This is a genomic window from Pseudoalteromonas sp. 120-MNA-CIBAN-0494 (assembly GCF_040308885.1).
GTDB lineage: Bacteria > Pseudomonadota > Gammaproteobacteria > Enterobacterales > Alteromonadaceae > Pseudoalteromonas > Pseudoalteromonas nigrifaciens.
Genome location: NZ_JBEOOE010000006.1, coordinates 24,812 through 36,982 on the forward strand (window position 1 = coordinate 24,812; position 12,171 = coordinate 36,982).

A 12,171-nucleotide genomic window follows, 5' to 3' on the forward strand; every position below is an offset into this window, starting at 1 on the left:
TCTTATGGGCGTTATGTTTAAATGGGAGTAGTGAAAATATTGCTTAAACCAATAGCATAAAGTAACGTGTTGTTTATAGATAATTTACTAACTAAGACTTTGTATTATGCCGGTGATATTTAAAAGGCTAGTGTTACTTGTACGGGCTCATATTGATCAGTTGAGTTGGCAAGCAGTGGCACTGGCTATTTTGACTCATATGCTTTTAACATGGGGATTGTTATATATAGCAAATGAGCAAGCACTCACCTCCCTAACAACCTTTTTTTATTATTACACGGTAACCACTTCAACCGTAGGGTATGGCGATTTTAGCCCAACCACAGATTTAGGGCGTTGGGTGGTGGCTTTAATACAAATACCTTTTGGTTTAGCTTTATTTGGCGTTCTGTTAGGCAAAACAGGGCAAACAATAACTTACTTAATTAGGCGCGCTATGACTGGTGATAAAAACTTTGCTCACAGTAGCAACCATATTATTATTTTTGGTTGGCACGATACCCGTACTAAAAAAATGATAGATTATATTCTGGCCGACACTAAACGTACCGAACGGCGCATTTTACTTGCAGTAACTGAGCAAATGGAGCACCCATTTTTAAGTAATGAAAGTGTCGACTTTGTGCGACTAAGCAGCTTTACCGATTTAGAGGAGCTAAAGCGTGTAGCTATAAGCTACGCCGATAAAGTGATTATTGACGGCCAAGACGACGATCAAACCTTTACTACCGCATTGCGCATTAGCCGTTTAGTTAAAGATGATTGCCATATAAGCGCGCATTTTTTAGATGAAACAAAAGTAGATATGCTATTAGAGCATTGCCAAAATGTAGAATGCAGCAGTGTTAAATCGGCAGAAATACTCGTACGTTCAATGCAAGATCCAGGTTCGAGCCGAGTGCACGAAGAGCTACTATCAATTTTACATGGCGATACGCAGTTTAGCTTAGCCGTTCCAGAGCAAAGCAAAGAGATGGAGTTTGGTACTTTGTTTCATCATTTTAAACATCAGCATGATGCTATTTTACTTGGTGTGGCACACAATTTAAGTGCACAAAATATGGATTTAAATCCGCCACTTGATTATAAAATTAGTGCCGGCGACATTTTGCACTACATAGCAGTAGAGCGAGTATTAAGTCGTGAGGTTGACTGGCCGGCTTTGGCAAAAGCATGAACGAAGTTATATTTTTAATCATTCTTTTAATTGCCTACATTTTACCTGTGGTTATTGTACTCAATAGTAAGCGTACTCAAGGCCACGAAAAAAATGCTTGGTTAATTGGTATTGTATTTTTTTCGTGGTTAGGGCTTATTATGTATTTAGCCATAGTGCCTAAACATGGGCGTAAAAAAAGGCAAAATAAAAAGCCTTAAATATAAGGCTTTTGGGCAATAGGAAGTAGTGGTATTGCAGGCCGCTAGTTTAAATTTTAGTACTATTCAAGCTCTTTCAGTTTGTGCTTCACAAGAGGGTCGTTTGGCGCTAATTGCTTGGCGACTTCGAGTAATTGGATGGCATCATCGGGGTGCTGCTCTTGATGTTTAAGCGCTACATCAATAAGTGGCTGAATATCAATGCTAGCTTGATGCTCCTGTACGTGAGCTGTTTTTTCGTCTATCAAAATATTATGTGCAGTACTTAGTAATTCTAGGCGATGCGCCGATTTTTTATTCGCTTTATTGAGCCTTTTGTAATAGTCCTCTTTAAAGCGTAAGGTTTTAGTTTGCAGGCGAAACTGCGCAATATCAATTTGTTGATGGCGCATAAAGTCCACAGCTACTTGCTTATAAAAACCAAACTTGTTTAAGTAAGTGGCGTGAGTGCCGTGACCCATACCGAATACCCGTAAATGGTTAAGTTGCTTATAGCGCTTGGCATGTAGTCGATCAATACGATTAGTGGGGTCGTAAATAATATAGCCTTGGGCGTTGCCTAAATCTAAATCGGCATAACTGCCTTCCCAATCATATTGCTGAGCTATATCTGTGCTAGAGCGGTCGTCCCATGGCACTAAGCTTTTATTTTTAGTGCTAACAGGGTGAAAAAGCAATACCTGATCTAGCTTTAATAATTTTGCAAAAGCACCAACCGCAAAGCCACCCCGGCTTAAACCATAACCCAATCGAGTTTTAAAAGATGTAAGCAGTGGGGATAATTGTTCCAGAAAAAAAATTAAATTACGGTTACGAAACCAGTTGCTCTTACCCAAATGCTGAAAAGCGATAACATTTACGTTTTGTTTTTGTGCTAGGTGATAACCCCAAGGGGCGAAGTCTGCGTGAAGATCTTGCTCCTGCACATTAGTACCAGCAGGCGAAAAGGTAAATAATAGAGGCTTAGTAATATCAATAAAGTCGTACTTAACATATACATCGCCAAGTAAATCTCCCCCAGACATTGGCAGTTTGGCTTGCTGCTCATCACACGAAAGGGTTAACCACTCATCTAACCAATACAGTAACTTCATTTTTCCTCCACAAAAACAAGCGGCGAATTATAGCAAATTACCATAGATAAGAAAAACAAACGTACTTTTGTATTAGTGTCAGAGAGTTATACCTGTTGCATAGAGGATTGCTTTACTTATAAATTAGCCGGTAACTAAATTTACCGATTTTTAAATAACTAGGCTCAGGTTAAATAGTAAAATATTTTACTCCTCAGCCATGTGGGTGATTATTTGCCAATCACTTTTGGTTACGGGCATTATTGACAATCGCCCGCCTTTTTTAAGCGCTATGTCGGTGATGCGAGGGTTAGCTTTTATTTCTTTTAAGCTAACCAGAGAGTCTAAATGAGATTGATAAGTTACTTCTACTACTACCCAGCGAGGATTGTCGCTGGTGGCTTTAGCATCATAATAATCACTACTTAAATCAAACTGAGTTGGATCTGGGTAAGCTGCTTTTGTTACTACAGCAATACCTACTACGCCTACGAGCTTGCAGCTAGAATGGTAAATCATTACGAGGTCACCTACTTTTACCTCGTCGCGCATAAAGTTACGTGCTTGGTAATTACGTACCCCTTCCCAAAGTGTGGTTTGATTTTGTGCATTTTTAAGATCGTCAATCGAAAATGCATCGGGTTCAGTTTTAAATAGCCAATACGCCATATCAGGACTCGTAGAATGATTTACATCCCTCTATTGTATAGTATCATTTGGGTATTAGAGAATTGAGGAAGTAATAATGAGCCAAGTATTAGATGATTTATTGTCGTTGTTAACACTTGAAGAAATTGAGCAAGGTTTGTATCGAGGGCAAAGCCAAGATTTAGGTTTTGGTGCTGTATTTGGCGGCCAAGTTATGGGCCAAGCGCTATCTGCTGCAAAAGAAACGCTACCAGAGGGGCGTATTGTACATTCACTCCACTCTTACTTTTTACGCCCAGGCGATGCCACTAAGCCTATTGTGTATGATGTAGAAGCTATTCGCGATGGTAAAAGCTTTAGCACTCGTCGGGTTAGTGCTATTCAGTACGGTAAGCCTATTTTTTACATGACAGCGTCTTTTCAAGGGGCTGAAGAAGGATTATCGCATCAGGCGACTATGCCTGACGTACCTTTACCCGAGGAACTGCGTTCATCGTTAGAGTTTTATAAAGAAAACGCCGAGCAAATACCCGCAGCTATACGCAATCAATTTATTAGTGAAATGCCAATAGAAATACGTCCGGTGACCTTTCATAACCCATTTAAACCTGAAGCAATGGAGCCAGTTAAGCACATTTGGTTTAAAGCTAACGGTGAAATGCCAGACGATCAACGTATTCATAATTACTTATTAGCGTACGCGTCTGATTTTGAATTTTTACCAACCGCTTTGCAGCCGCATGGTGTGTCTTTTATGCAACCTAATATGCAAGTTGCCACGATTGACCATGCAATGTGGTTTCATCGACCATTTAGAATGGATGACTGGATTTTATACTCAGTTGACAGCCCAAGTGCAAGTTCTGGTCGAGGATTAGTAAGAGGGCAGTTTTTTGACCGCCAAGGCAACTTAATTGCCTCAACAATGCAAGAAGGGGTTATGCGTCAGCGCTAACTTACGCACTAGTAACAAAGGGTAGTAGGTGCCATATAAATTGTACGGCACCTACATTTAAACAAGTAAGTAAGCGGCGTAGCACTCACTTAAAACTAAGACTCTATTTACACTGACCTTGTACTATATCGCTAATTGACTGCCAAACTCGTGCTGGCAATAATGTTTTAAGGTGCATATAGGTTTCACATAATTGTACGCTGCCTATTAAGCCCGCATCACCATCGGTAATTAAAGACTGTGCGCGTAAATTATCAATAAAGCCGACCAGCACCTTTTTATCAAAAAACTCCGGGGTTTTAATCCCATGCAAAGTGCCTAAACGTTGTGCCAGCACTTGGCTTTCTCGCTCTAACTCCGCTTTTTCAATGCCGTTGCTAGTTTGTATAAAGCCAATCACAATGGCATAACGCTGCAACGTAAAGTTTAGTGCTTTACCTAACATATCTAATTTAGCCAAACAGTCGTTGGTATTGGTTATATGAATGTTATCGCCATCAAGTTCTATTAAGTTTTGATCGACAAAATTAGCCAAAATACGCGTAATGTAATCCTCATCTAGCTCTCGTAAATACCATTCTTTAGCAAACAGCGGATAAAACGCCGCAATTAGCTGCTGACACTTTGAAACTGTTGTGGTTTTTTCTCTAAACAAATGCAGTGCAATTAAACTTGGTACGGCAAAAAGATGTAAAATATTATTACGATAATAATTAAAGAGTGTTTTTTCTTTATCGTTAATCGCGATAATTTCGCCAAATTCATCACTTATCACATCAAACTTATTAAGCTTTAATGCATGCGTTAACAGTTGCTCTGGCGTTTCCTCTGGAGCTGTTACTTTATTACTGTAGCTGGCGTCGCGTTGTAAGCGTAAGTAAAAATCAAGTTGCGCTAAAAGTTTTGGCTTACTCAGTGCATGCTTGTCGTTTACCAGTAAAATCATCGCTAATAAATTAACCGCATTAAGTGCCGCTGCATCGTTAATTTTAACCATAACTTGGTCGGCTAGGTTTGCCACTTGTGGGCCTAACCATTGTGGTTTTTGTACATCGGTAGGGTGTATGTCGTCACGCCAATTGGGTTGGTTGTCGTTTAAGTATTGGTTTATGGAAATAGGGTCACCAAAGTTTAAATAACCTCGACCATAGTTTTTAAGATTTTTAATCGCTTTAAAAATTCCAAAGATAGACTCACCTTTTTTATCATTTCCAGCGAGTTCTTTAAGGTACGTGTTAATTTCCATAACGTGCTCGTAACCAATATATACCGGCACAATAGAAATAGGGCGGTCAATACCACGCAGCATAGCTTGCATGGTCATTGCTAACATACCCGTTTTAGGTGGTAACAAACGCCCGGTGCGGCTACGCCCGCCCTCGGTATAAAACTTAACAGAGTAACCTTTAATAAATAACTGGCTTAAATATTCTTTAAATACTGCAGAGTAGAGCTTATTACCGGCAAATGAACGGCGAATAAAAAACGCACCCGAGCGGCGAAAGATCCCGCCTGCCGGAAAAAAGTTAAGGTTAATACCCGCGGCTATATGTGGTGGTACTAAACCTTGATGATAAATAGCATAAGTAAGTAGTAAGTAATCCATATGGCTGCGATGGCACGGCATATAAATAATTTCGTGGCCTTTATTAGTCAGCTCATGAATTTGCTCTGTGTATTTTATATCTATACCGTTATATAGCTTATTCCACAGCCAAGTTAAAAAGCGCTCAGCTACGCGTATCATTGCCTCTGAATAGTTAGCCGCTATTTCATTAAGTAACTTAACCGCATTTTGACGTGCTTGCGCTTGGCTAATATTTTTAGCTTTTGCTTCGTCTTGTATGGCTTTTTTTATTGTTGGAGAGGCTAATAATGAGTTAAATAGCTGCTCGCGCGATGGCATTTTAGGGCCTGTTGCGGCAAGTTTTTGGCGGCGAAAGTGCACGCGGGCTACTCTTAATAGTTTTTGTGGAAGCTCGTTAACGTCCGCTTTTTCGTCTACTAAAAGTGATAAGTCGAGTGGTTGGCTAAAGCGGATAAAGTTATCTCGGCCAGAAAACAACACCACAAATAACTTTCTAAACCAACTTGGTGTTAATGAGTGTGTTATGAGCGTGCTAAGTCCGGGCTTTTCTTTGCCGGGCGCTCGGCCCCATAAAATAGTAACAGGAATAACCTGTACATCTTTTTGACCACTACTTAATAAGTGATCAATAATTTGTTTGCCTTGCGCTAGTGCATTAGTTGGCTTTGCTATATCACCAATTAATGGTGGTGGGTTCTCAATCCCTATAAAGCGGTCTAAGCGTTGTGTGCCTAATACTTGTTGTTCTCTAGGATCGGGTAATCCATGGCGTTTACATACCCGAGCAAGCGCCGCTAAGTCAAAGCGAGAGTTTAAGCGCACAATATAAAAGGTAGGGTTTTTAGAGTTTAATTCATATTGTTCAGTCGGCTTTTCTGGCAGTACCTTACTTCTTACAAGTAAGCGGCTTACTCCAGCTGATAAAACATTTAAGCAATAATTTACAATACGCATCGACTCACCATATAGAGAGTAATTACCCATATAATTTGGGTATATAAAAGCAAAATTGGCGCATATGATAACATAAGATCTAAAAAAGCCTTTAATTTGCGTTGCCGATTAGTCAGTACGTTATGGCTTAATATATATGCATTACACTTGATTGTAGCTGCTCTATAATAGGTTGCAGTATATTTGAGCAACCAGCAGGCTGTAATTATTTACTAATTAGCTGTTGCATTTATCACCAATGTAATTATAATACGCAGGCTTTCAAAATTCCCAAGGGAACTTGGAAGGATAAATTAAGCTAGGATTTCTAGCTAATAAACAGGAGTTCCGATTTGGAACTCAACGTAGATATAATCTAACAACCGACATCTTAATATTTAAGATTGTTTCGGTAGTTTTTTTATGCTCTTTTAAATGCTCTTTATATTGAGGTTAAGAATGTCAAATCAACGCATTCGTATTCGCCTAAAAGCTTTTGACCACCGTTTGATTGACCAATCAACGGCGGAAATCGTGGAAACTGCGAAACGCACTGGCGCACAAGTACGTGGACCAATTCCACTACCTACACGCTTTGAACGTTTTACTGTACTAACATCACCGCACGTTAATAAAGACGCGCGTGATCAGTACGAGATCCGCACCCATAAACGTCTGATCGACATCGTTGAACCAACTGACAAGACTGTTGACGCTCTTATGCGTTTAGATCTTGCTGCTGGTGTAGATGTTCAAATCAGCCTGGGTTAATCGGAAGATTAGAGAGGTTTTAGGAAAATGGCATTAGGTCTAGTCGGTCGTAAAGTGGGTATGACACGAATCTTCACTGAAGATGGTGTATCTATCCCTGTGACAGTTATTGAAGCGACACCTAACCGCATTGCTCAGATTAAATCTGAAGCAACAGACGGTTATAACGCGCTTCAAGTAACCGCAGGCACTAAAAAAGCAAGTCGTGTAAACAAAGCTTCAGCGGGTCATTTCGCTAAAGCTGGTGTTGAAGCGGGTCGCGGTCTGTGGGAATTCCGCCTAAATGGTGGTGAAGGCGATTTTGAAGTAGGCGCTGAGCTTACTGTTGAATTATTCAACGAAATCAACAAGGTTGACGTAACCGGTACTTCTAAAGGTAAAGGTTTCCAAGGTGGTGTTAAGCGCTGGAATTTCAGCATGCAAGACGCTACACATGGTAACTCTCTATCTCACCGTGCTCCTGGTTCAATCGGTCAAAACCAATCACCTGGTAAGGTGTTTAAAGGTAAGAAAATGGCCGGTCATATGGGTGCTGAGCGTGTAACGACTCAAAACTTAGAACTAGTTCGCGTTGACGCTGAGCGTAATTTGCTTTTAGTTAAAGGTGCAGTACCTGGCGCTATCGGCGGTGACGTTATCGTTAAACCAGCTGTTAAAGCATAAGTCCTGGAGATTTAGTGATGGAATTAGCAATTAAAGACGCTTCTGGCGGTCTTGAAGTTTCTGAAGCTACTTTTGGACGTGAGTTTAACGAAGCATTAGTACATCAAGTAGTTGTTGCATACGCAGCAGGTGCTCGTCAAGGTACTCGTGCTCAGAAGACACGTTCTGAAGTAAGCGGTGGTGGTAAAAAGCCATGGGCTCAAAAAGGTACTGGCCGAGCACGTGCTGGTACGATTCGTAGCCCAATTTGGCGTTCAGGTGGCGTTAGCTTTGCAGCTAAACCACAGGATCATAGCCAAAAAGTAAACCGTAAAATGTACCGCGGTGCGATTAAAAGCATCTTATCTGAATTAGTTCGTCAAGAGCGTTTAATCGTTGTTGAAAGTTTTGCTCTAGCAGCACCAAAAACTAAAGAACTAGTTGCTAAGCTTAAAGAACTTGAGCTTAAAGATGTTCTTATCGTGACTGAAGAAGTAGATGAAAATCTTTTCTTATCGGCACGTAACCTTTATAAGGTTGACACGCGTGATGTAGCTGGTATCGATCCTGTAAGCTTAATTGCTTTCGACAAGGTACTTATTACAGCCGCTGCTGTTAAGCAACTTGAGGAGGCGCTAGCATGATTCGCGAAGAACGTCTTTTAAAAGTGATCGTTGCTCCACATATCTCTGAAAAAAGCACTATTGCTGCTGAAGAAAACAATACTATTGTTTTTAAAGTAGCAAAAGATTCAACTAAAGCTGAAGTTAAAGCAGCAGTTGAGAAGCTTTTTGAAGTAGAAGTAACGGGTGTTCGCACACTTAACGTTAAGGGTAAAACAAAACGTACTGGCGCACGTTTCGGTCGTCGTAACGACTGGAAAAAAGCTTACGTTACTCTTAAAGAAGGTAGCGAGCTAGACTTTGTCGGCGGCGCCGAGTAATAAGGGGATAGAATTATGGCACTTCAAAAGTGTAAGCCTACTTCTGCGGGCCGTCGTCACTTAGTTAAAGTGGTTAACTCTGATTTACATAAGGGTAAGCCGTACGCACCACTATTAGAGAAAAACTCTAAATCAGGTGGTCGTAATAACAATGGTCGTATTACGGTTCGTCATATCGGTGGTGGTCATAAGCAACATTACCGTTTAATCGATTTTAAACGTACTAAAGATGGCATTCCAGCCACTGTTGAACGTTTAGAATACGATCCAAATCGTAGCGCAAACATCGCTCTTGTATTATATGCAGACGGTGAGCGTCGTTACATTATCGCACCAAAAGGCTTAAAAGCTGGCGATGCAATCCAGTCTGGTGTTGATGCACCAATCAAACCTGGTAATGCATTACCAATGCGTAATATGCCTGTAGGTTCGACTGTTCACAACGTAGAATTAAAACCAGGTAAAGGTGCTCAAATCGCACGTTCTGCTGGTGCATACGTTCAAATCCTTGCTCGTGATGGTCAGTATGTAACATTACGTCTTCGTTCAGGCGAAGTACGTAAAGTTGAAGCTGATTGTCGTGCGACTCTAGGTGAAGTAGGCAATGCTGAGCATATGCTTCGTTCACTTGGTAAAGCAGGTGCAAATCGCTGGCGTGGTATCCGTCCGACAGTTCGTGGTGTTGCCATGAACCCGGTAGATCACCCACACGGTGGTGGTGAAGGTCGTACATCTGGTGGTCGTCATCCTGTGTCTCCATGGGGTAAGCCGACTAAAGGTGCTAAGACACGTAAGAACAAGCGTACTGATAAGTTTATCGTACGTCGTCGTACTAAATAATAGTTGAGGAATAGCCATGCCACGTTCTCTCAAGAAGGGTCCTTTTATAGACCTACACTTGCTGAAGAAGGTAGAGAAAGCGTTGGAAAGCGGAGACAAGAAGCCAATTAAAACTTGGAGCCGTCGTTCAATGATCATACCTAACATGATCGGATTGACCATCGCTGTCCATAATGGTCGTCAGCACGTTCCTGTGTTTATCACAGACGAAATGATCGGTCACAAACTAGGTGAATTTGCACCAACTCGCACTTACCGTGGCCATGCTGCGGATAAGAAAGCGAAGAAACGATAAGAGGGGAAGATAAATGCAAGCATTAGCTAAACATAAATTCGCCTCTGGTTCGGCGCAAAAAGCACGTCTAGTTGCAGATCAGATCCGCGGACTACCGGTTGATCGCGCACTAGAAATCCTGGCGTACAGCCCGAAAAAAGCGGCTGTATTAGTAAAGAAAGTACTTGAGTCTGCTATTGCTAACGCAGAGCATAACGAAGGTGCTGACATTGATGAGCTTCGTATAACAACGATCTTTGTGGACGATGGTCCTACAATGAAACGTATTATGCCACGTGCTAAAGGACGCGCAGACCGCATCCTTAAGCGTACAAGCCATATCACTGTTATGGTTTCAGATAGCTAGGAGATATAAGTAATGGGACAAAAAGTTCATCCTACTGGTATTCGCCTAGGTATATCTAAACCTTGGGTTTCTACCTGGTACGCGAGTTCAAAAGATTTCTCTGCACAGCTTTTTGGCGATCACAAAGTACGTACATTCCTTACAAAGGAATTGAAAACGGCTTCTGTGTCTAAAATCGTTATTGAGCGTCCAGCAAAATCAATCTGCGTAACAATCCACACGGCTCGTCCGGGTGTTGTTATCGGTAAAAAAGGCGAAGACGTAGAAAAATTACGTCAAGCGGTAACTAAAATCGCTGGTGTACCTGCTCAGATTAATATTTCTGAAGTACGTAAACCAGAACTAGATGCACAACTAGTAGCAGACGGCATTGCCTCTCAACTAGAGCGTCGTGTTATGTTCCGTCGCGCTATGAAGCGTTCGGTACAAAATGCAATGCGCATCGGTTCTAAAGGGATTAAAGTTGAAGTTAGCGGTCGTCTTGGCGGCGCAGAAATCGCACGTACAGAGTGGTATCGTGAAGGTCGTGTACCTCTACATACTCTTCGTGCTGATATCGACTACGCAACTTCTGAGGCCTTAACCACTTATGGTATCATTGGTGTTAAAGTTTGGATCTTCAAAGGCGAAGTTATTGGTGGTTTACCACTAGTACAAGAGCAAGAGAAGCCAGCTAAACGCGCACCAAAGAAAGCCAAAAAAAGTGCTAAGTAGAGGTAGCGAGTAATGTTACAGCCAAAACGTACAAAATTCCGTAAAACGCACAAAGGTCGCAACCGTGGTCTAGCGCAAAACGGTAACAAAGTAAGCTTCGGTACTTTCGGTTTGAAAGCTACTGGCCGTGGCCGCATGACTGCTCGTCAAATCGAAGCAGCTCGTCGTGCCATGACGCGTCACGTGAAACGTCAAGGTAAAATCTGGATCCGTGTTTTCCCAGACAAGCCAATCACGAACAAACCGCTTGAAGTTCGTATGGGTAAAGGTAAAGGTTCTGTTGAGTATTGGGTTGCTGAAATTCAGCCTGGTAAAGTACTTTACGAAATGGAAGGTGTTTCAGAAGAGCTTGCTCGTGAAGCGTTTGACCTTGCTGCTCGTAAATTGCCATTCAAAACAACTTTCGTAACTCGGACGGTAATGTGATGAAAGCTAGCGAACTAAAAGATAAAAGCGTAGAAGAGCTTAATACTGAACTTCTAGGACTTCTTCGTGAGCAATTTAATATGCGCATGCAAGCAAGCACTGGTCAGTTAGCTCAGACACACACGCTAAGAACAGTACGCCGCGATATCGCGCGTGTAAAAACAGTTATTAACCAGAAGGCAGGTCAATAATGAGCGATAAAATTCGTACTCTTCAAGGCCGTGTAATTAGCGACAAGATGGAAAAATCTTTCACTATTGCTATCGCACGTTATGTGAAGCACCCAATTTATGGGAAATTCATTCGACGCACGACTAAGCTACACGTACATGACGAAAATAATGAAGTTCAGGCTGGTGACGTAGTTACTATCCGTGAATGTGCTCCAATTTCTAAGAGTAAATCTTGGACATTCGTAGCAGTTATTGAACGTCCAAAACAAGCTTAATTTTTAATTAAGTCTGTTTTATAAAAAGCCCCGGCATTTATTTGCTGGGGCTTTTTGTTTTTACGAAGCTGCGAGTTTGAGCTGCAAGCAATCAGCAACTCAGAGTTAATTTAGCGCTCTTTTATGGTTGTGGTATTTATACATAACAACAATATTTATCTACTCAATAAAG

At 41.4% G+C, this 12,171-nt stretch carries 17 protein-coding genes; 14 read left to right on the forward strand and 3 right to left on the reverse strand.

The features are described from left to right. The first annotated feature begins 106 nt into the window (after nucleotides 1–106). Together AAEY55_RS06170 and AAEY55_RS06175 are read left to right on the forward strand one after the other, a co-directional pair. A complete protein-coding gene (locus tag AAEY55_RS06170) occupies nucleotides 107–1,177 on the forward strand; it encodes a potassium channel family protein (RefSeq protein WP_306287646.1) in 1,071 nt (356 codons plus the stop codon). Then, entirely contained in the window at nucleotides 1,174–1,377 is a 204-nt protein-coding gene (locus tag AAEY55_RS06175; protein WP_011326860.1) for a PLDc N-terminal domain-containing protein, read from the forward strand. The genes AAEY55_RS06170 and AAEY55_RS06175 overlap by 4 nt, the downstream gene beginning before the upstream one ends. 62 nt (nucleotides 1,378–1,439) lie before the next feature. Here the strand turns inward: AAEY55_RS06175 and AAEY55_RS06180 are convergent, their stop codons facing one another. Next, a complete protein-coding gene (locus tag AAEY55_RS06180) occupies nucleotides 1,440–2,471 on the reverse strand; it encodes a cytosolic protein (protein WP_339684088.1) in 1,032 nt (343 codons plus the stop codon). 186 nt (nucleotides 2,472–2,657) lie between these two features. Further along, nucleotides 2,658–3,119 (reverse strand): EVE domain-containing protein, encoded by a 462-nt coding sequence (locus AAEY55_RS06185; RefSeq protein ID WP_182684122.1) that lies wholly within the window; start codon nucleotides 3,117–3,119, stop codon nucleotides 2,658–2,660. Between the two features lie 76 nt (nucleotides 3,120–3,195). Between AAEY55_RS06185 and tesB the strand changes: the two genes are divergently transcribed. Further along, nucleotides 3,196–4,053 carry an acyl-CoA thioesterase II gene (gene tesB / locus AAEY55_RS06190; protein ID WP_011326863.1) on the forward strand — a complete coding sequence of 286 codons (858 nt, stop codon included), beginning with the start codon at nucleotides 3,196–3,198 and terminating at the stop codon, nucleotides 4,051–4,053. A 103-nt stretch (nucleotides 4,054–4,156) separates the two neighbouring features. On the opposite strand, the gene plsB is transcribed toward tesB, so the two are convergent. Next, nucleotides 4,157–6,595 (reverse strand): glycerol-3-phosphate 1-O-acyltransferase PlsB, encoded by a 2,439-nt coding sequence (gene plsB / locus AAEY55_RS06195; RefSeq protein ID WP_350550530.1) that lies wholly within the window; start codon nucleotides 6,593–6,595, stop codon nucleotides 4,157–4,159. 438 nt (nucleotides 6,596–7,033) lie between these two features. Between plsB and rpsJ the strand changes: the two genes are divergently transcribed. The 11 genes from rpsJ to rpsQ are packed head-to-tail and all read left to right on the forward strand — an operon-like array spanning nucleotide 7,034 to nucleotide 11,999. Beyond that, nucleotides 7,034–7,345, forward strand: coding sequence for a 30S ribosomal protein S10 (gene rpsJ / locus AAEY55_RS06200; RefSeq protein WP_002957900.1), 312 nt, complete (start codon nucleotides 7,034–7,036; stop codon nucleotides 7,343–7,345). Between the two features lie 27 nt (nucleotides 7,346–7,372). Further along, nucleotides 7,373–8,008, forward strand: a complete 636-nt coding sequence (rplC, locus tag AAEY55_RS06205) for a 50S ribosomal protein L3 (protein ID WP_011326865.1) — start codon at nucleotides 7,373–7,375, stop codon at nucleotides 8,006–8,008. A 17-nt stretch (nucleotides 8,009–8,025) separates the two neighbouring features. Then, nucleotides 8,026–8,631 (forward strand): 50S ribosomal protein L4, encoded by a 606-nt coding sequence (rplD, locus tag AAEY55_RS06210; RefSeq protein WP_002957897.1) that lies wholly within the window; start codon nucleotides 8,026–8,028, stop codon nucleotides 8,629–8,631. Next, nucleotides 8,628–8,930 (forward strand): 50S ribosomal protein L23, encoded by a 303-nt coding sequence (gene rplW, locus AAEY55_RS06215; RefSeq protein WP_011326866.1) that lies wholly within the window; start codon nucleotides 8,628–8,630, stop codon nucleotides 8,928–8,930. Before rplD ends, rplW begins: the two co-directional genes overlap by 4 nt. Nucleotides 8,931–8,945: 15 nt before the next feature. Beyond that, nucleotides 8,946–9,770, forward strand: coding sequence for a 50S ribosomal protein L2 (rplB, locus tag AAEY55_RS06220; RefSeq protein ID WP_011326867.1), 825 nt, complete (start codon nucleotides 8,946–8,948; stop codon nucleotides 9,768–9,770). Nucleotides 9,771–9,786: 16 nt separating this feature from the next. Continuing rightward, the gene (rpsS, locus tag AAEY55_RS06225; protein ID WP_010376377.1) at nucleotides 9,787–10,065 is read left to right on the forward strand and encodes a 30S ribosomal protein S19; all 279 of its coding nucleotides are present in this window, start codon (nucleotides 9,787–9,789) and stop codon (nucleotides 10,063–10,065) included. Nucleotides 10,066–10,078: 13 nt separating this feature from the next. Further along, entirely contained in the window at nucleotides 10,079–10,411 is a 333-nt protein-coding gene (gene rplV, locus AAEY55_RS06230; protein WP_002957892.1) for a 50S ribosomal protein L22, read from the forward strand. A 12-nt stretch (nucleotides 10,412–10,423) separates the two neighbouring features. Then, nucleotides 10,424–11,125, forward strand: coding sequence for a 30S ribosomal protein S3 (gene rpsC / locus AAEY55_RS06235; RefSeq protein WP_350550533.1), 702 nt, complete (start codon nucleotides 10,424–10,426; stop codon nucleotides 11,123–11,125). A gap of 12 nt (nucleotides 11,126–11,137) precedes the next feature. Further along, nucleotides 11,138–11,551 carry a 50S ribosomal protein L16 gene (gene rplP, locus AAEY55_RS06240; protein ID WP_011326870.1) on the forward strand — a complete coding sequence of 138 codons (414 nt, stop codon included), beginning with the start codon at nucleotides 11,138–11,140 and terminating at the stop codon, nucleotides 11,549–11,551. Further along, nucleotides 11,551–11,742, forward strand: coding sequence for a 50S ribosomal protein L29 (gene rpmC, locus AAEY55_RS06245; RefSeq protein WP_011326871.1), 192 nt, complete (start codon nucleotides 11,551–11,553; stop codon nucleotides 11,740–11,742). Before rplP ends, rpmC begins: the two co-directional genes overlap by 1 nt. Continuing rightward, a complete protein-coding gene (gene rpsQ, locus AAEY55_RS06250; RefSeq protein ID WP_011326872.1) occupies nucleotides 11,742–11,999 on the forward strand; it encodes a 30S ribosomal protein S17 in 258 nt (85 codons plus the stop codon). The genes rpmC and rpsQ overlap by 1 nt, the downstream gene beginning before the upstream one ends. Nucleotides 12,000–12,171 lie beyond the last annotated feature (172 nt).

Excerpts from the sequence above, each read along its gene's own strand:
- AAEY55_RS06170 (WP_306287646.1), top strand. The coding sequence starts at position 107 with ATGCCGGTGATATTTAAAAGGCTAGTGTTACTTGTACGGGCTCATATT.
- AAEY55_RS06175 (WP_011326860.1), top strand. The coding sequence starts at position 1,174 with ATGAACGAAGTTATATTTTTAATCATTCTTTTAATTGCCTACATTTTA.
- AAEY55_RS06180 (WP_339684088.1), bottom strand. The coding sequence starts at position 2,471 with ATGAAGTTACTGTATTGGTTAGATGAGTGGTTAACCCTTTCGTGTGAT.
- AAEY55_RS06185 (WP_182684122.1), bottom strand. The coding sequence starts at position 3,119 with ATGGCGTATTGGCTATTTAAAACTGAACCCGATGCATTTTCGATTGAC.
- tesB (WP_011326863.1), top strand. The coding sequence starts at position 3,196 with ATGAGCCAAGTATTAGATGATTTATTGTCGTTGTTAACACTTGAAGAA.
- plsB (WP_350550530.1), bottom strand. The coding sequence starts at position 6,595 with ATGCGTATTGTAAATTATTGCTTAAATGTTTTATCAGCTGGAGTAAGC.
- rpsJ (WP_002957900.1), top strand. The coding sequence starts at position 7,034 with ATGTCAAATCAACGCATTCGTATTCGCCTAAAAGCTTTTGACCACCGT.
- rplC (WP_011326865.1), top strand. The coding sequence starts at position 7,373 with ATGGCATTAGGTCTAGTCGGTCGTAAAGTGGGTATGACACGAATCTTC.
- rplD (WP_002957897.1), top strand. The coding sequence starts at position 8,026 with ATGGAATTAGCAATTAAAGACGCTTCTGGCGGTCTTGAAGTTTCTGAA.
- rplW (WP_011326866.1), top strand. The coding sequence starts at position 8,628 with ATGATTCGCGAAGAACGTCTTTTAAAAGTGATCGTTGCTCCACATATC.
- rplB (WP_011326867.1), top strand. The coding sequence starts at position 8,946 with ATGGCACTTCAAAAGTGTAAGCCTACTTCTGCGGGCCGTCGTCACTTA.
- rpsS (WP_010376377.1), top strand. The coding sequence starts at position 9,787 with ATGCCACGTTCTCTCAAGAAGGGTCCTTTTATAGACCTACACTTGCTG.
- rplV (WP_002957892.1), top strand. The coding sequence starts at position 10,079 with ATGCAAGCATTAGCTAAACATAAATTCGCCTCTGGTTCGGCGCAAAAA.
- rpsC (WP_350550533.1), top strand. The coding sequence starts at position 10,424 with ATGGGACAAAAAGTTCATCCTACTGGTATTCGCCTAGGTATATCTAAA.
- rplP (WP_011326870.1), top strand. The coding sequence starts at position 11,138 with ATGTTACAGCCAAAACGTACAAAATTCCGTAAAACGCACAAAGGTCGC.
- rpmC (WP_011326871.1), top strand. The coding sequence starts at position 11,551 with ATGAAAGCTAGCGAACTAAAAGATAAAAGCGTAGAAGAGCTTAATACT.
- rpsQ (WP_011326872.1), top strand. The coding sequence starts at position 11,742 with ATGAGCGATAAAATTCGTACTCTTCAAGGCCGTGTAATTAGCGACAAG.